15 protein-coding genes and 2 tRNA genes are annotated in these 16588 nt (G+C 60.3%); 6 read left to right on the top strand and 11 right to left on the bottom strand.

The annotated features are described in order from the left end of the window. Positions 1–241 precede the first annotated feature (241 nt). From DMR_RS14125 to DMR_RS14095, 7 genes are all read right to left on the bottom strand, one after another. The gene (locus DMR_RS14125; protein WP_015861599.1) at positions 242–754 is read right to left on the bottom strand and encodes a CarD family transcriptional regulator; all 513 of its coding nucleotides are present in this window, start codon (positions 752–754) and stop codon (positions 242–244) included. Positions 755–1092: 338 nt separating this feature from the next. After that, entirely contained in the window at positions 1093–1728 is a 636-nt protein-coding gene (gene pth / locus DMR_RS14120) for an aminoacyl-tRNA hydrolase (protein ID WP_015861598.1), read from the bottom strand. 97 nt (positions 1729–1825) lie between these two features. Beyond that, a complete protein-coding gene (locus DMR_RS14115) occupies positions 1826–2404 on the bottom strand; it encodes a 50S ribosomal protein L25/general stress protein Ctc (RefSeq protein ID WP_015861597.1) in 579 nt (192 codons plus the stop codon). Positions 2405–2469: 65 nt separating this feature from the next. Beyond that, complete coding sequence (locus DMR_RS14110; RefSeq protein ID WP_006919326.1) at positions 2470–3414, bottom strand: ribose-phosphate diphosphokinase; 945 nt, start codon at positions 3412–3414, stop codon at positions 2470–2472. A 59-nt stretch (positions 3415–3473) separates the two neighbouring features. Continuing rightward, positions 3474–3549 (bottom strand) — tRNA-Gln (locus tag DMR_RS14105). 57 nt (positions 3550–3606) lie between these two features. After that, positions 3607–4497, bottom strand: a complete 891-nt coding sequence (ispE, locus tag DMR_RS14100) for a 4-(cytidine 5'-diphospho)-2-C-methyl-D-erythritol kinase (protein ID WP_015861596.1) — start codon at positions 4495–4497, stop codon at positions 3607–3609. A gap of 57 nt (positions 4498–4554) precedes the next feature. Further along, on the bottom strand, positions 4555–6024 hold the full coding sequence (locus tag DMR_RS14095) for a DegQ family serine endoprotease (RefSeq protein ID WP_015861595.1): 1470 nt from the start codon (positions 6022–6024) through the stop codon (positions 4555–4557). A gap of 392 nt (positions 6025–6416) precedes the next feature. Between DMR_RS14095 and DMR_RS14090 the strand changes: the two genes are divergently transcribed. Beyond that, positions 6417–6493, top strand: a tRNA-Arg gene (locus DMR_RS14090). Positions 6494–6644: 151 nt separating this feature from the next. On the opposite strand, the gene DMR_RS14085 is transcribed toward DMR_RS14090, so the two are convergent. The 4 genes from DMR_RS14085 to DMR_RS14075 form a co-directional block, all read right to left on the bottom strand. Further along, on the bottom strand, positions 6645–7385 hold the full coding sequence (locus DMR_RS14085) for a DNA-methyltransferase (RefSeq protein ID WP_015861594.1): 741 nt from the start codon (positions 7383–7385) through the stop codon (positions 6645–6647). Next, a complete protein-coding gene (locus DMR_RS23445) occupies positions 7366–7533 on the bottom strand; it encodes a zinc finger domain-containing protein (protein ID WP_081429616.1) in 168 nt (55 codons plus the stop codon). Before DMR_RS23445 ends, DMR_RS14085 begins: the two co-directional genes overlap by 20 nt. Before the next feature lie 144 nt (positions 7534–7677). Continuing rightward, positions 7678–7917 carry a hypothetical protein gene (locus DMR_RS14080; RefSeq protein ID WP_015861593.1) on the bottom strand — a complete coding sequence of 80 codons (240 nt, stop codon included), beginning with the start codon at positions 7915–7917 and terminating at the stop codon, positions 7678–7680. Positions 7918–7922: 5 nt separating this feature from the next. Further along, a complete protein-coding gene (locus DMR_RS14075) occupies positions 7923–8426 on the bottom strand; it encodes a DUF4376 domain-containing protein (protein ID WP_015861592.1) in 504 nt (167 codons plus the stop codon). A 562-nt stretch (positions 8427–8988) separates the two neighbouring features. Between DMR_RS14075 and DMR_RS14065 the strand changes: the two genes are divergently transcribed. The 5 genes from DMR_RS14065 to DMR_RS14045 all read left to right on the top strand — a co-directional run bounded on the left by DMR_RS14065 (position 8989) and on the right by DMR_RS14045 (position 16358). Further along, the gene (locus DMR_RS14065; RefSeq protein WP_012749653.1) at positions 8989–10344 is read left to right on the top strand and encodes a transposase; all 1356 of its coding nucleotides are present in this window, start codon (positions 8989–8991) and stop codon (positions 10342–10344) included. Positions 10345–10905: 561 nt separating this feature from the next. After that, a complete protein-coding gene (locus tag DMR_RS22490; protein WP_081429615.1) occupies positions 10906–11526 on the top strand; it encodes a 4Fe-4S dicluster domain-containing protein in 621 nt (206 codons plus the stop codon). A 1-nt stretch (position 11527) separates the two neighbouring features. Then, complete coding sequence (locus DMR_RS14055) at positions 11528–13537, top strand: aldehyde ferredoxin oxidoreductase N-terminal domain-containing protein (protein WP_043600717.1); 2010 nt, start codon at positions 11528–11530, stop codon at positions 13535–13537. A 327-nt stretch (positions 13538–13864) separates the two neighbouring features. Continuing rightward, complete coding sequence (locus DMR_RS14050; protein ID WP_148208440.1) at positions 13865–15730, top strand: sensor histidine kinase; 1866 nt, start codon at positions 13865–13867, stop codon at positions 15728–15730. Continuing rightward, positions 15723–16358 carry a response regulator transcription factor gene (locus DMR_RS14045; RefSeq protein WP_015861589.1) on the top strand — a complete coding sequence of 212 codons (636 nt, stop codon included), beginning with the start codon at positions 15723–15725 and terminating at the stop codon, positions 16356–16358. The genes DMR_RS14050 and DMR_RS14045 overlap by 8 nt, the downstream gene beginning before the upstream one ends. Positions 16359–16588: the final 230 nt, after the last annotated feature.

The following is a 16588-nucleotide window of genomic DNA, read 5'->3' as shown; positions in this document are numbered from 1 at the left end:
TGCATTGCTCACAGAAATAGCCCGGCGCGGAAATGCGCATATTGATAGTGTGTGAAAACCCGATGCAGCGTGAGTTCGTCGCGTCCGCGCCCCTGTGGAGGAGCGGGCGACTCGCTATGTTACGGGGGCCAAGGCAAGTGGAGGATAGGCCGGCAACGGCCTGGAACGATCCATATACTTTTTCGCGGGTGTGTCAAGGGCGGGTCGGCCCATGACTGCCCAAAGTCTTGGGATCGCGGTCCTATTCTTCAGGTTTGGGTTGCAGGACGTCGGCGAAGATCTCGTTAATGACGTCTTTGATTTCCTGCTGGTCCTTGTCCAGGGCCAGGGCCAGTTCCAGGGTGAGCAGGCTGGTCGCCTGTTCCAGGAGCCGGCGCTCGCCAAAGGACAGTTCCTTGTTCTGGCCAATGAGCAACAGTTCCTTGAGCACATAGGCCACGTCGGCCAGATCGCCGCTTTTGAGCTTCTCGGAATACTCCCGGTACCGGCGGTTCCAGTTCTGGCCGGTATAGCCGGTGAAGTCGGAGCGGTCCTTGAGGGATTCGATGATGGCCGCGCCCTGTTCGGCCGTGCACAGGGGCCGCAGCCCCACGTTGGCGGCGTTTTTCACCGGCACCATCAAGGTGACATTGTTGCTCAAGATGCGCACAATGAAAAAGTCGGCCGAGGCGCCCCCGATGACCTGGGTCTCGATCCGTTCGACCCTGCCCACACCCTGGGCCGGATAAACGACTAGCTGCTCCTCGGAAAACACCGTGGGACTCCTCCCGGCCAGACGCTCGCCAAATACAACGTCTGTACCGTCTTCAATACAAAATAGCGTACTTGTCCCCTTGTGTCCATGGATTCCGGCGATGGCCGGAAAACCGCTTCCCATAAGGGTTGGAGCCTGTAAAAGGGGGCCGCCCCAGGGCGGAGGCGGGCTGACGGGGATTTGCAAAAATGCGACTTTTGCCCGCAGACCAGGGGCGAAACAGCGGATGGTCCGCCACACCCGGGGTGCCCACGCAAAAACGTCGGTTTTTGTTCTGGAAAATTCGTGCTCTTCGCGTCCTGCCCCAAGACGAGGGAGGCCCATGGCGAGGAAACGCGCTACGGCTGGGGCAACGGCGGGGGCACGGCGTCAAAGCCGCCCACGCGGCGCTGAGCCGTTTCAAGGCCGTCCTCGAAAAAGGCCATGATCCCGTCCACAGCCGCCGGTACGACCTGGCGCACCACGGGCGTTTCGTCGCCGCGAAAGGCTTCGAGCACATACCCGGCCACGTCCCGGCCCTCGGGACGGCCGATGCCCAGGCGCAGGCGCACGAACTCCGGACTGCCCAGTTCCTGATTGATGGACTTGAGCCCATTGTGCCCGGCATTGCCGCCGCCGCGTTTGAGGCGCATCCGCCCGAGCGGCAGGTCAAGCTCGTCATGCAGGACAAAGACGTCGGTTGGGGCGAGCTTATAGAAATCCAGGGCAGCCCGCACGGCCCGGCCGCTCAAGTTCATGAAGGTCAGCGGCTTGACGCAGGCAAACTGGGCGAAAGCCCCGCCGGGCAGCACCGGCAGGGAAAGGGTTACGGCTTCGAGGTCCTTGCGGCCGGTCAGCGTCGCCTTGGGCGCGCCGCCGAGTTGCCGGGCGCGCTCCATGAGGGCGTCCAAGACCATGAAGCCGAAATTGTGTCGGGTGGCGGCGTATCTCGGCCCGGGATTGCCCAGGCCCACGATGATGGCGGAAACGGCCATGGCAGGTGGGGAAACCAAGGGGCTTTCGCGCGAAAAGAGGCGGGGCGCGCCGGAAAACGCACCCCGCCGCATACGCGAAAACGGAACCTGGCGAAGGCTAGGCGCCTTCGCCGGCGGCCTCGGCCGCACTGGCCAGGACGCCGATGACGGCATAGTTATTGTCGTAAACAGCCTTGACGCCCTCGGGCAGGACGACGTCGGCGATCAGGATGCTCTCGTTGATGTCGACATTGGTGATGTCCAGGACAATCTTGTCCGGGATGACCAGGGGCAGACAGAGGACCTCGATGAACTCGCGGTGGATCTCCAGCTGGCCGCCTTTGACCTGGCCCTTGGACTTGCCCACCACTTCGACGGGCACGCGGACCTGGATTTCCTTGGTCAGATCCACGCCGTAGAAATCGACGTGGGTAATGCGGGGCTTGGTCGGATGGTGCTCGACCTTCCAGACCAGGGCGGGCTTGGTCTCGCCCTCGATCTGGAGATCGAAGACGTGGGAGGAGGCGATCTTGGAATAGAGCTTCTGCAGGGGCAGGTGCTCGACCATGACCGGGACGTTGACGCCCTTGGCGTCGTAGTAAACGCCGGGAACCATATCGTCTGCGCGCAGCTTGCGGCAGGCGCCTTTGCCGAGGCCCGCGCGGGTCTTGACGGCGAGGGACTGGGTCTGACTCATATCGGGTATCTCCTTTGCGCCCTGGGGCGAAACATGGTTTTTTCGGCCGGCCGTGCGTCGCCCGATTAGGTGAACAGCACGCTCACCGAGGACTCGGTGTGGATATTGTGGATGGCCTTGGCCAAAAGCCCCGCGATGGAGAGCACCTTGATCTTGGAGCAGGCCTTGGCTTTGTCGTTAAGGGGAATCGTGTTGGTGGTCACGATCTGGGTAAAGGGCGAATTCTCCAGCCGTTCGATGGCCGGGCCGGACAGCACTGGATGGGTGGCCGTGGCCATGACCTCGCGGGCCCCGTTTTCCAACAGCACCACGCCGGCCTGGCACATGGTGCCGGCGGTGTCGATCATGTCGTCGAGCACCACGCACAGCTTGTCCTTGACGTCGCCGATGACGTGCATGGCCTGGGCCTGGTTGGGGGCGTCGCGGCGCTTGTCGATAATGGCCAGGGTCGCGCCGAGGCGTTTGGCAAAGGACCGGGCACGTTCCACTCCGCCGGCGTCCGGAGAAACCACGCACAAGCCCGGGCCGGAGAAATCCTTGAAATATTCGGCCATGATGGGCGCGGCGAACAGGTTGTCCACGGGCAGGTTGAAAAAGCCCTGGATCTGGCCGGCGTGCAGGTCGATGGTGAGCAGGCGGTTCATGCCGGCAACCGTCAGGAAATCGGCCACGAGCTTGGCGCTAATCGGCGCGCGGGGCGCGACCTTGCGGTCCTGCCGGGCGTAGCCGTAGTAGGGCACAACCGCCGTGACGCGCCGGGCGCTGGCGCGCTTTAAGGCGTCCAGCATCAGGCACAGTTCCATGAGGTTGTAGTTGACCGGGTACGAGGTGGACTGGACCACGAAGATGTCCGAGCCGCGCACGTTGGCCCCTACCTCGATGCGGATCTCGCCGTCGCTGAAGGTGCCGACCTTGGCCGGCAGCAGGGTGCAGCCAAGATGGTCGCAGATGGCCTCGGCCAGTCCGGGATTGGAAGTGCCGGTGAGGATTTTCAGATCGCCTTGCGCCATGTGCGAAGCCTCGGGTGCTGTGCCGGTCCGGGAGGGACCGGGTGGTGTCGGAGAAAAACTGGCTGGGGCGGTAGGACTCGAACCCACGAATGCGGGGACCAAAACCCCGTGCCTTACCAACTTGGCGACGCCCCAGCATGAAAATGGTCTATTGCGGCGGACCGGCCGCGCGGCCCCGAGGGGCCGCGTGCGTCACAGCGGCGCGAGATAGGCACGCGGGCCGCTTCCGGTGAGCATGGCCAGGGCCAGGGTGGCCGTCTGGCGCTTGCGGAAAAGCCCGAACACCGCCGAACCCGTGCCCGATAAAAGCGCGCCCGCTGCCCCAAGGGCCAGCAGGCGCTCCTTGACCCGCCCCAGTTCGGGGTGGGCCGCGAAAACGACGCTTTCAAAGTCGTTCCGCATGGGCGCACCGGTGACGCAAAACGCCCTTTTATTGGCGTCAAAAGCAGTTGTCAAGAGGTTTGCCCCAGGTTTTTGCGGCAAGGCCCGGGAGGCGTCCAGGGCGGCATAGGCCCAGGCGGTCTTGACCCGGGCTTCGGGGCACACCACCACGGCGCACCAGCCGGCCAGGCCGGGATCGGCCGGGATGAGCGTCTCGCCCACGCCGGTGGCCACGGCCGGGACGCCGAGCAGGAAAAAGGGGATGTCCGCGCCAAGGGTCAGGGCCAGGGCGGCCAGGTCCACGGGCGACAGGGCGGCTTCATCGGCCCGGTCGTTCAAATAGCGCAGCATGACGGCGGCGTCGGACGAACCGCCGCCAAGGCCGGCTCCGTGGGGAATGTGCTTGGCCAGATGGACTTCCAGACGCGGGGCGTAGCCCGTGGCCGCAGCGTAGGCCCGGTAGGCCCGAACGACCAGATTGTCGTCGGTTTCAAGCTCGGGATCGGAACATTGCAGATCGATGTCCCCGGGGCCGTCGAAGCGGCGCAGACGCAGGACGTCGGCCGGTTCGGGCAGGGGCAGGAAAAAGGTGTCGATGTCGTGGTAGCCGTTGGGCCGCCGCGCGCCCACGGCCAGGCGCAGATTGACCTTGCAGGGCACGGGCAGGAGGGTTTCCTCGATAGGGCAGGGGAAAGACGCCATGGGTGTTGCCTGTGCGCCCCCCGGCCGAAGCCGGGGGGCGGTTGTGTTGCGGCGGTGTTACTTGGCGTCGGCCAGGGGCACGGTGCGGAAGACGGTCTGGTTTTGGCGCTTGATAAGCAGCATCACCACGCCCTTCTTCTTGCCGTCCTCGCCGACGATCTTCTTGAACTCCTCGGGGGAGGTCGCCGGGCGTTGGTTGACCTCAAGGATCACGTCGCCCGGGCGGACGTCGGCCTGCTCGGCCTCGGAGCCGTCGGCCACTTCCGTTATCAGCACGCCTTGGGCCTTGTCCATGCCTATGGCCTTGGCTTCCTTGGGGGCCAGGGCCCGCACGGACAACCCGAGGGCCGAGGCCGAGGCGTCCTCGCCGGCGGCGTCGTCCTCGCCTTCCTGGCCGCGGCCGCTCTGGGCCAGCTTCTTGGCGTCGCGTTCGCCCAGGGTGACGCTGACCGTGACGGGCGACCCCTTGCGCATGACCACGAACTCGGCCGATTCGCCCGGGCGGATGGCGGCCACGCGGCGCAGCAGATCATTGGCGTTATCGACCTTCTGGCCGCCCACGGAAGTGATGACGTCGCCGGTCTTGATGCCGGCCTTGGCCGCGGGCTGGCCTTCCATGACCGAGGAGATGAGCGCGCCCTTGGTGGAGTCGAGGCCCAGGGCCTTGGCGGTGTTTTCGTCGATGTCCTGGATGGAGACGCCAAGCCAGCCGCGCTGGACCTTCTTGCCGTCGCGCAATTGACTGATCACGTCCTTGGCCATGTTGGAGGGGATGGCGAAGCCGATGCCCTGGCCCGAGGCCACGATGGCGGTGTTGATGCCGATGACCTTGCCGTCGAGGTCAATAAGCGGCCCGCCGGAGTTGCCGGGATTGATGGAAGCGTCGGTCTGGATGAAGTTGTCAAAGGGGCCGGCCCCGATGATGCGGCCCTTGGCGCTGACGATGCCCAGCGTCACCGTATTTTCCAGGCCAAAGGGGTTGCCGATGGCCAGCACCCATTCGCCGACCTTGAGCTTGCCGGAGTCGCCGAATTCCAGATAGGGCAGGCCGGACTTGCCTTCGATCTTTAAAAGCGCCAGATCGGTTTCGGCGTCGCGGCCGATGATCTTGGCGGGCAGCGGCTTTTCGTTGTTCTTAAACTGCACCTTCACCTCGTCCGCGCCGTCCACAACATGGTTGTTGGTGACGATGTAGCCGTCGGCGGAGATGACAAAGCCCGAGCCCATGGAGCGCTGCTTCTGGCCCTTGCCGCCCTGGCCGCCGCCCCGGCCCTGGGGGCCGAAGTGCTTTTCGAACTGTTCGAAGAAGTCGTCCATGGGGCCGCCCTGGCCGCCGCGTCTCTGGAAGAGTTCGCGCATGCCTTCCTGGGCCTTGACGGTTTTGGTGGTGGAGATGTTGACGACGGCGGGGCCGTCTTTGTCGACGAGTTCGGTGATGTCGGGCAGGGGGACGCGGGCCTGGGCCATGGCGGTCCAGGCAATGAGGGACAGGGTGGCGATGGTGGTGGCGAGAAGGCGTCTTGCCATGGGGAACTCCTGTGTTGCTGGGCGCGTCGCCTGGGGATGGCGGGCGTCCGTGGCTTTTGCCGTTGAACTTTGTTGCGGCGCGTAGGGGATTTTTCCCTGTATACGCCAGTTTCTTCCGAAGTAAACTGCGGCCGGCCTTGCGCGCCTTTTCCCGGGAGCGGCGGGCAGCGGTCGGCCGTGTGGTCTGCCGAGCCTTTCTTGACAAGCGTTCGCGAGGCAAATAGTAAAGTTTGTTCGTCGCGCGTCAATTGGCTGAATTGCCGGCAAAAGTTTCGGCGCGGCATTTCTGTCATCTTGAGAAAGCCAGTGAAATAAGCAAGATGGCCTTCAGCTTCGGGCGCGGTTCCGGGACAAACTGAAGGAAGAATGAATATCGTTTCATATGTCGACCGGCTCCCGTAGCTCAGTAGGATAGAGCGATCGCCTCCTAAGCGATAGGCCGTGCGTTCGATTCGCGCCGGGAGCACCATAAAAATCAAGGGGTTGGACTGATGAGGTCCAGCCCCTTTTGCGTTGGGCGGGGAGTTTGTCCCCCACCTGTCCCCCGGTTTGCGATGTACGGCGGCGCGCGATTTGGCACTGATTAGCACTATGTTTGGCACGCCGCCTGTTTTCTCCCTCTAGTTTTTTAACGCCTCTTCGGCGGCGCGGATTCGCGCGGCTGCGAGGGCGGCATATTCGGTTGATAATTCCACTCCGATAAAGCGCCTTCCTGTCTCCAGACAGGCCATGGCCGTGGTGCCGCCGCCGAGGAAGGGGTCGAGGACGGTGGCCCCTTCGGGTGACACGGCAAGCAGGTCCTTGACGAGTCGCACCGGCTTGGCCGTGAGGTGCACCTTTTGCCTTGGGTCCATGGCATACGTGAAAACGCCCGGCAGACATTGGTGGCTATGGGTTTGCATCCTGTCCTTGACGCCGTGAATGACGAACTCGGCGTCATGCCGGAACGAACCAAGGCTTGGCCGGGCGTTGGGCTTGTGCCAGACGATAATCCCCTTCCACGCCCAGCCGGCGGCCTGGATCGCGTCGGTCAGGGCCGGGAGCTGCCGCCAGTCGCTGAAGACTAGGCAGGACGCGCCAGCCCTGGCCAGCCGCCAGCACTCCCCGAGCCACAACGACGCCCACATGACGAAAGAGCGCTGGTCCTTGAGATCGCCGAGCATGGGAGGATAAACCCTCCTGGTGCCGGTGTTCTGGTACTTTGCCGCCGGGTTGACCTGGCGCGCCGACAAGTTCAAGCCGCCGCTGGAATACGGCGGATCGGTGAGCACCAGGTCCACGACGTCGCCGGGAAGTTCCCGAAGGATCGAAAGGGCGTCGCCTTGGTAAAGCGTGCCGTTGTCAAAGAGCTGTTGGGCCACGCGAGCATTCCTTGTCTGCCCTTTCGGGACGGTCTTCGGGGCTCGCGGCCCTCACGTGGTTGATGGTGCGGCAGCGGGGGCATTTGATTTCGATGGTCCCGGTGCCTTTGGCCAGTAAACGTCCGCATTGTCCGCAACGTATCTCCATGCTTGCCTTTACAGGTTGGGCCGGAAGCGGTAGCCCTCTAACGCCCGCGCGGGCTGGAGCGCGGCTTCGGCCGTGGCGCGATGTTCACGCATCGCGTCGGTGGGGCGGTGTCCGCCGCCCTGCCGCTCCTCTTCTTGCTCTCTCCTAATACCTTGCTACCCGTTCTCCCCCTTCGTCCGGTTCGATGGAGCGGCGGCAATGGCCGGCCCCGAAGACGGCATCCAAGCCCGCCTCCAGCAGACGGCCGAGGCGGCTGCCGGCGACGGCGGCCTTGCCGGCCCGGCTCGAAACCGTCTCGTCGGGATCGCCGCCGGTGAGGACGGAAAGGAACTGGTCCAGGCCAAGGAGGATGTTCCAGAAATAGCGTTTTATCTTGGTTCCCATGACTGTTACTCTGGCCAGCCCGTGGTGATGTCATAGGCCCGAACCGCTTCCACGCTTGTCAGCGCGTTGATGGCGACATGGTGGGCGTGCTCGGCGTCAAAAAGCGCTTCGATGAAGTCGCCGACGACTTCCGCAGCCGTCCGAAGCGTGGCCAGGTCCACCTCGATCCACCCCGTCGCCGCCTTCCATTTGATGCGGGTGCCTTCGGGCTTCCAACTCAAGTAGGTGATGGAATCGCCGTAGGTGCCCTGATCCTCGGGCATGGCGGCCAGTCGGGCAGCGCCGAAAGCGACGCCACGGGCGCGAATCTGGTCCCGCAGTGCCGTGACTTTGGCCATCCGTGCCGTCTTGATTTCCTCCAGCGTCGAGCCGGCGTCATCAACAAGGACGGCTTCGCCGGCTGCTTCAAGGGCCAAAAATTGTTGGTATTGCCCGTTTTGCGCATCGACCGGAATATCGGCCCCTTCGGAAGAACGAATCGTCGAACCGTTGTTTATGAATATCCGCATGTAGGCCACCTAATAGAGTTCGGCGTCGGCGGTCCAATGCCATGACCACCCCTGGTTCGCTCCTGTTGCCCCGGTTTGATTGACGCGATAGCCCGCAGGGGAAATGAAGATTGTATTTGCCGTCATGTCTGATGCGGTGTTCAAGTTCCGTAAAACGCCGCTTGCCCCTGTCGCAGGGCTGTAAAAGGTCAGCGTCGGAGTGGAGCGCATGGGCACATAGAACTTCCGCTGCCCAAAATCCCAGAAGTCAGTCTGCCCAGTTCCAAGGTTGACGCCGCCTTCAGGCCCGTAGTTCCCCGTGGCTGTGCCAGGGGCTATTCCCATGGGATAGGTAGACTGATAATACCTCATGCACAGAAGCAACTCTTCGGCCGTTGTCCTCGGGAAAAAAGGCGTTGAGACGTCTCCGGGCTCGATTTTGACTTGCGCCAAATCGAACACCCCTGACTGTCTTCCCAACCCACCGGCCCTGGCAGAGCTCGCCGAACCAGCGCTAACAGCGTGTTGAAAAACTCCGCCAAGTGACCGAGAATCCAGCCATCGGGGTTCCGGAGGTGATCTGATGGGGCTTGGCCGTCAGGGTGATCAGCAGGGGACGATGTATCTGGCCTGGGATGAGATCCCTCGGTCTCGTGGGCACGTTTTTTACGATCGTCTCCAGCAGATTCTCCGGAAAGCCGGCTTCGATGGTTTCGCCGAGAAGCTGTGCAAGCCCTTCTATTCCGACAAGGGGCGTCCCTCCATTCCGCCTGGCCGGTATTTTCGGATGCACCTCGTGGGGTATTTCGAGGGCATCGACAGCGAGCGCGGCATTGAGTGGCGCTGCGCTGATTCGCTTTCCCTCCGGAATTTTCTCCAGCTTTCGCCCAAGGAGTCTGTGCCGGATCATTCCTCGCTCAGCCGGACACGGTCCCGTCTGCCACTGGCGACCCACCAAGAGGTTTTCACCTGGGTTCTCAAGCTGCTCAGCAAGGATGGCTTGGTCCTTGGAGGCCGCATTGGCGTGGACGCTTCGACCATGGAGGCCAACGCGGCGCTCAAAACCATCGTGCGCCGGGACACGAGTGAGAGCTACCGCAAGATGCTCCTGCGCATGGCCAAGGAGAGCGGCATCGACTCTCCGATAGATGAGGATCTGGCTCGCATGGACCGCAAGCGCGTCGGCAAGACGCTTTCGAACAAGGACTGGCGGTCACCGGTCGATCCCGAGGCGAAGATCGCCAAGATGAAGGATGGCCGAACGCATCTGGCGTACAAGCCCGAGCACGCGGTGGACCTGGACACCGGCGCGGTGGTGGCGGCCGAGGTGCATGAAGCGGACAAAGGGGACACCTCGACTCTGCAAACGACGCTGAAAGCCGCTCAAGAAAGTCTGCGGCGGGTCACTTCCACACCGCCATGCCCGGACGACCCTGCGGAACTGGTCGCGGATAAAGGCTATTTCTCCCGGGATGTCCTCAAGGTTCTGGACGGTGGACCATGGCGGACGAGAATCGCCGAACCCAAACGCAACGGTCTGAACTCCTGGCGTGGCGACCAAGAGGCGCGACGCGCCGTGTACAACAACCGAATCCGGATATCCTCGATGGTCGGGAAGGCCATGGGAAAACAGCGGACGGAACTGGTCGAAAGAAGCTTCGAGCATACGCTGGACCGGTGCGGCGGCATGCGCCGGGTCTGGCTCAGAGGACGAGAGAACATCCGGAAACGCTATCTGGTCCATGTGGCTGGTTTCAATCTCGGCCTGCTGATGCGGGTCAAGACCGGCCATGGCACCCCCAGGGGCTGGGCCAGTGCCTGGCTTGCGCTCATTTGGCCTGACCAGCATCCCTCAATGGCCTATTTGGCCATCGTCATGGTGGTCAAGGGACGATGCTGCGGGATCATCCCCATCGCCATCATCTGCGGGGGAGAATAGCCGGAAACAGCTTTTTGCAACGGCCTGTTAAAAGCGGTTGGCTCTAGACCAAACAGGTCGGCCAATGTCTTGGCGGATTCACTGTGAGAGTGAAAGTTGATGGATACTAGAAACGGTTCTGCAAGGATTTGCTTCAAAATGAAGACTAAAATCAATGAGTTTTGCCCTCCTGTTGCCTTGTTTGCTACAGATTGAACTAACATATGCAATGTGTAATTAATGCATATTGAAGTAGTTTCTCTGTTTTTGTAGTTCAAAACATAGAGTCTGATTGTCATGGCCCGTGTTTATGACATGCAAACTGTTGCTGGGAGTACATTTTATTGTCTGTCCCTGAATTTCGCTACAATGTATCAGGAAAAGCCTTGACAGACTTCGACGTTGACTCCGTGTTACGAAAAACAAAGAAGGAAGGTCGGCGAAGGCGAATTATGCAGGAAGGCATCCGTTGGGCGTCGCTAGCACAGCCAGTTGATGACGAGCGTTTGTCGTGCCGGCCTGCGCGCGGGCGCTGTTGCCTGCTAGTGGCTGTTGCCGCCTGCGCATGTGACGTGACACGGGATGGAACAGCGCATCCGGCCGCCGCATGACGGCACGGGCGTCCACGCCAGCGTAACGAAGGGGGCCGCGATGGAAAAGAAAAACGATCAAGACATGAAAGATGCCAGACTTGCGTTGCTAGTCTATAAAATGAAGAACATCATGCGGTTGGTTGTGGCGGAAGGAGAAACGGCCTGCACCAACGATCACGTCAGGCCAACCGAAAAATGTACAGGCTGCATGTCCTGCATGGTGGTGTGCGCGCTTTCACATGAAGGACGCAGTTCCTCGGAATTCTCAGGGATACGAATCGGCCACCACACGAACGAGTGGACCCTTCGCGAAAAGGAACAAATGCTTGACCACTCGATATGTCGGCATTGTCCTGGCATACCGCCATGCGATGAGGTCTGCCCGAAGCACGCCCATTTTCGTAGCGACAAGCTCGGTGCCGTTTTGATTGACCATGATGCCTGCATTCGCTGCCGCGCCTGTGTGAAGGCATGCCCATATCATGCCTGTTGGTATTCGAAGGAGCTTGATAAGATCGTGAAATGCGACCTGTGCCACGATAATGATGATGATCCACAGTGCATCGGGAAGTGTCCATCTTTGGTGATCAAGCTTGAGAAGGCCGTATAGTATGGAAGAGAACGCTAATACCTTGGTCTGTGGTTGGAACCGTTGTATTCTGAGAGTCGATTTGTCGGAAAAAACGGTACAAAGTATACCGTTGTCCGAGGAATTGCTTGAGAAATATCTTGGAGGAATGGGGCTCGCCGACAAGATTATCTGGGATTATATCCTTGAAAAGGATATACGGGCGGGGTTCGACCCGTTGAGTCCGGACAATATCTTCGTCATCGCCATGGGCCCGTTGACCGGGCTCTCCACCCAGGGCGGAAGAGGGATATATCAATACATCAGCCCGGTGACCGGACATCTTGGCGGCGGTTCGGGCGGCGGCTTCGTCCATGCGATGCTCAAGCAGGCGGGGTATGACGCTTTGGTCATTACGGGGAAAGCCGATCAGCCTGTGTATCTCTGGATCGACGACGATTCCGTGAGCATTAAGGATGCATCGGAACTGTGGGGTCTGGGCGCGCACCAAACGGTGTCGACGCTGAAAAAGCAGCATGGTGAAGTCTGCAGCGTTGTCATAGGGCCAGCCGGTGAAAACCTGGTACGCCATGCGACCGCCATGATCGATGGATTCAAGTCTGCTGGCGGAAAATGTGGTACAGGAGCCGTGCTTGGGTCGAAAAATCTGAAAGCGATCGTTGTCAGAGGCAAAAAGGGCGTCAATGTTGCCGACCCGAAAGCGTTTCTGGAGAACGATGCAGATTTTCGCAATGCCATTAAAGAAAACAGCGCTTGGCCGCGCTTTGCACTCTGGCTCGCCTATTTTCATACGACACCTTTCAAGCCAAGGCTGGCCGAACACATTTATGATTACGCTGTCAGGCTCGAAGCATGCTGGAACTGTCATATGGCTTGTTGTGGATATCATGAACAGAGCAGGGGAAAATATCCGACACGCGGAACGGGGCCGGAGATCGCAAACCAGGAGAGCTTTTCCGCTCTGGGCGTCAACGACCTTGAAGCGCTGAATTATTATTCCGATTTGCTCAACGACTATGGAATAGATTGGAAAGAAGGACCTGGTGATATTGGCATCGTCATGCAATTATACAAAGATGGCGTCCTTTCCGCAAAAGACACCGACGGACTCGAACTTGATTCCGGAGATGGCAAGATCATCGAGGAGATGATCCACTGGATGGCGAAGCGGGAGCGTATTGGCAACCTTGTTGCCGAAGGGAAAATGAACATTGCCAGGCTGTTTCCCGAAGCTCGAAAGTACGACAACACGGTGCGGGGGACGACCGGATACGGTAAGGACGATCCGCGGACGGACAGGAGGAATATCGGCCCGGCTGTCATGTGCCATTTTACGCCCTATAGGGGTGCTTGCTTGGAGACCTGGGGGTGGCAGTCAATTGGTCTGGCCGATTTCAGCTGGGAATTCCCGGGAAAAGAAGGACTTCGTTCTGGCAGAGGGTATACAAGGGAGGAGGCGGCCGAAATAGTCAAGGAGGTTGTCGGAGCTGACGACCATGCAATGTTCAGCAAGGGTGAGCCCAAAGGGTGGTGCAAGCTAAACGTCAGGATAGGCAATTGGGTTGTCGCCAACGAAAGCCTCATCTTGTGCAGACGGATAGCCTGCATCGTTGACAACAATATTACGCGGGCCGGCATTTCCGCGCGCATGTTGTCCACGGCGACTGGAAAAGAATTTACAACGGAGTCGATCGAAAGAATTGGGGAAAGAATCTTCAATTTGCAAAGAATGATCGATGCCAGGCTGGGGATAACGCGAACGCAGGACAAGTTTCCAGAATATTTCTACCAGCCGCTCGGCGATGGCATGGGAGGCCTGACTGAAGAAGATGAAAAGGTCATTCATGAGGAAATGGACTACTATTATTCCTTGAGAGGCTGGGACCTGGAAACTGGGCAGCCGACAAAGGAGAAGGCCGAAGAATTGGGCTTGGCTATCGAGTGGACTGCCTTGCAAAAGGACGGCCCCTACAAGGACTGGGAGGGGCCCCCATTGGCAGGTGTGTCTCGTGGGCAACGTGCTGCCTCGTAGGGATCCCAACCCAATTGGCAAACACGGAAGTATCGGCCCTTTTTCAGGCTTACTTTCGTTTAATGCCGCGCTATATCGCCACTCCCGATCACGAGATGGGATACGGAGCTTGCGCCACAGAGGCATGAGTCCTTGATCACAGTGTCGTCCCACGCCGTCGCCGGAATGCTCGACAACGGTTCGGCACTGCCGTAGGGAATAGCGCATCGCCGTGCGATATCGGGTGGATGCATGTTCCTGACACATCATGCAAGACCTCTTGCTGTCTTGGTCTTCCTGGTCGTGCTGTCTTGTCTGGGATGCTCCAGTCAGGACAAGAAAGCGCCCATGGCCGAACGCGGCCTGCTCGACCTGGCCGGTTGGGACCTCGTCGGGAACGGCCCGGTTGCCCTCAACGGCCAGTGGGAATTCTACTGGGACCGGCTCCTTGCCCCTGAAGACTTCAAACCCGACCTTACTCCGCCCCAGCCGTCCGGTTTCATGAATCTTCCTGGCACGTGGAAAGGCCAGATGCTCCACGGCCAGCCCTTGCCCGGCCAGGGACAGGCCACCTTGCGCTTGCGCCTGTTGCCGGGGCCCGGGGAACATCAGCTGGCTCTGCGGCTTATCAGCATCCACGCCGCCTACAGGCTGTGGGTCGACGGCAAGCTTGTCGCCCAAAGCGGCGAACTGGGGCGCAGCTCAGCTACCGAAACGCCGCATCGCTCCCTAGTGCTGGCCCGGTTTGCCAGCCAGGGCAAGCCCATCGATCTGGTGCTGCAGGTGTCCAACCATGCGTTTCGCCGGGGAGGGCTGCTTTATCCAGTCCTGCTTGGCCTGCCGGACCAACTGGACCTGATACATATCCGTATCTGGTCCTGGAGCATGTTTTTTGTTGGCAGCCTGCTGATCATGGTCGCATATCATTTGGTTCTCTATTTTCTAAAGCGAAAGGAATCATCTACGCTCTATTTCAGCTTGGGTTGCCTTTTGTTGGCCTGTTATTATGTCACATCTGACCCGTCTGATTGGTTGATAAATATGTTCATCCGGAAGGCAGATCCAGATATTATCCAAAAAATTTCAGTAATAAGCTATCCAATTATGTCTTCTATTGTATACAGATTCTATAGATCTTTGTATCCTTTTGAATTTTTACGCTTTATACAGAATCTGTGTGATTTGAGAAATCTTGCATTTGTCTTAATCGTGCTGACGCAGCCAAATATTGTCATCTATACCATGCTGTACTGGTTCGCAATATCAACCGTACTGTTTAATTGCTATTTTCTGGTCATGCTTATTGTCTGCGTGCGACGGGGTCGTGATGGAGCAATTTTCCTTTTGCTTGGATATCTTTCCTTTTCGGCCGCCACCTTGAGCGAAATTTACGGACATATCATCAGCTTTTCCGAGGGCAGCATCCTCCTGTTCGGCTTTCTTGCCTTTGTTTTGTTCCAGGCCTTGGCCTTGGCCCAACGCTTTGCCAACGCGTTCACGGCCGTGGAAAATCTGTCCGCCGACTTGCGCACGGAGATGGACGAGCGTACCCGACTGGAGCGGGAAATCATCAATGTCAGCGAGGAGGAACGCCGGCGCCTCAGCCACGATCTGCACGATGGGCTGTGCCAGCAGCTGGTGGGCATCAGGATGCGCTGCGCGGCCCTGGCCCGCAGCGCCATACCGGAGCAGGGCGTGGCCGAGGAAGTCACGGCCATCTTCTCGCTGCTCAAGGACTCGGTCAGCCAAGCCTACGACCTTTCCCGAGGTCTTTGGCCTGTGGAGCTCGCCCCTGGGGAAGTCGGGGCCTCCCTGGCCGATCTGGTACGACGCGTGGGGCAGTCGAGCGGAGTGAAAATGCAATATTTCGAAGAGTTGCCCTGTGAATCGTGCCTCAACGAGCACCTCGTCCAACTCTACCGCCTCGCCCAGGAGGCGGTGGCCAACGCCGTCAAGCATGCCAGGCCAGGCCGGATCATCGTCACCCTGGGTTGCGAGTCGGATCGGCGGCTGACCCTCACCGTGCGCGACGACGGCGTCGGCCGCCAGGCGGTCCGAAGCGCGGGAGGACTGGGGCTTCGCATCATGACCTATCGGGCGAGCATGATCGGGGCGACACTGTCCATAGACGACGCCGAGGGCGGCGGGACCGTGGTGACCTGTTCCCTGGCCTGCGCGGCGGAGCGGACGACACGGGAGGGAACCGATGGATAATGTTGCTCCATCCGGCGTGCGCGTCTTTCTGGTCGACGACCATCCGGTCCTGCGCAACGGCTTGTCGCTGCTGCTTACGCAAAGCGGGCATGCCGTGTGCGGGGTGGCCGGCAGCCGGGCGGAACTTTTGGCCGCCATCGAAGGTTCCCGGGCCGACGTGGCCCTGGTGGATCTGTCCCTGGCCGAGGAATCCGGGCTGGACCTGCTCGATGATCTCACGGCCCGGGGCGTGCCGGCGCTGATATATTCCATGCACGAGGACAGCCAGTCCATCGAGCGGGCCTTTGGTCGGGGAGCCATGGGCTACGTCACCAAGCGAGAGGTCGAGGACGTGCTCCTGACGGCCATCGCGGCGGTCGCTGCCGGTCGGCGCTACACCAGTCCCGAGGTCATGCGCGCGTTGGCCGACCGGGTGCTGGGATCGAAGCATGATGGGGAGGCCGCCCTCAGCCAGCGGGAGGAGCAGATCCTCCTCGGTCTCGGGCGCGGCGAGACGAGCGTCGAAATGAGCCAGACGCTCAACATCAGCTTCCACACCGTAGAGACCTATTACGGGCGGCTACTGCGCAAACTGGGCCTGTCCAGCATGAAGGAGCTGCGCAAGTTCGCCATTCGTCGGCGCGGTTGACCGGTCTCGGGAGCGTTACACATTTACCCCAAGATAGAATTGGCCATGCCCTGGCCGGGCTCCCCCGTCCGTTCTGGCCGGACGGAGCTGCCCTGTCCCCGAATTTCGTTACACAAAAAACAAGGGAATCCTTGACAGCCACGACTGTCTTTTTCGCGTTATCCGTCTCGCGGTGAGACATGTCGTATCAGGTCGCAACGGGCGTGCTCCCCGGGGGAGGGCAACCATAC

This window comes from Solidesulfovibrio magneticus RS-1, from assembly GCF_000010665.1.
GTDB lineage: Bacteria > Desulfobacterota > Desulfovibrionia > Desulfovibrionales > Desulfovibrionaceae > Solidesulfovibrio > Solidesulfovibrio magneticus.
Note: the sequence above shows the minus strand (reverse complement) of the source record. Positions and strands in the feature narration are given on the sequence as shown.